This window comes from Gilliamella sp. Gris1-4 (assembly GCF_001690335.1).
Taxonomy (GTDB): Bacteria; Pseudomonadota; Gammaproteobacteria; order Enterobacterales; family Orbaceae; genus Gilliamella; species Gilliamella apicola_P.
Genome location: NZ_LZHA01000089.1, coordinates 1 through 652, shown reverse-complemented (window position 1 = coordinate 652; position 652 = coordinate 1). Strand labels below are relative to the sequence as shown.

Below are 652 nucleotides of genomic sequence, written 5' to 3'. Positions count from 1 at the left end.
ATCTGGCATCTGGCATCTGGCATCTGGCATCTGGCATCTGGCATCTGGCATCTGGCATCTGGCATCTGGCATCTGGCATCTGGCATCTGGCATCTGGCATCTGGCATCTGGCATCTGGCATCTGGCCTGCCAAACCTATGCCCTAAATCTTATTGATTCGCACGGTAGCCAAAGTAGGGCGCCACAGTTATTTTCATCATCGAAGTCATTTCGCGTAGCGGAATCGACGCCGTCATCGGCAAAATCTTCGGCAAAATTATCGTCGATATCCAAGTGGTTATTAAAACCGCCATTGTTATCCAAACCGGCATTACTATTCAAGCTACGGTTATTGTTTAGGCCTTCATTGTTATCAAAATCGGCATTGTTCTTTACGCCGTTGTTGTTATTGTCATATACGCAGGATACAGAGGCGTTAACGGTAAATACAGCCAATACTATTCACGGAAGTGCGCCGTATTTAACATTTGACGGTGGTCGAACCAAGGCAACCGATACAGACACATTTTTGGCAATCGAGTTGCCAGATGGAAGACGTATCACTCAGTCAACAAACACATCAAGTGTTACAAATCCGATAATGTTACCAAGTGGAAATTATACATTTAATGATATTCATACGGTATTGCCGTCGGGTACAACATCTATTAGT

At 44.6% G+C, this 652-nt stretch carries 2 protein-coding genes; one reads left to right on the top strand and one right to left on the bottom strand.

Annotation, left to right across the window (positions count from 1 at the left end):
- Nucleotides 1-135: 135 nt before the first annotated feature.
- On the bottom strand, nucleotides 136-321 hold the full coding sequence (locus A9G31_RS12050; protein WP_218056464.1) for a hypothetical protein: 186 nt from the start codon (nucleotides 319-321) through the stop codon (nucleotides 136-138).
- 25 nt (nucleotides 322-346) lie between these two features.
- On the opposite strand from A9G31_RS12050, the gene A9G31_RS12045 reads away from it, so the two are divergent.
- A partial coding sequence (locus tag A9G31_RS12045; RefSeq protein ID WP_218056463.1) for a hypothetical protein occupies nucleotides 347-652 on the top strand: 306 nt, incomplete at its 3' end.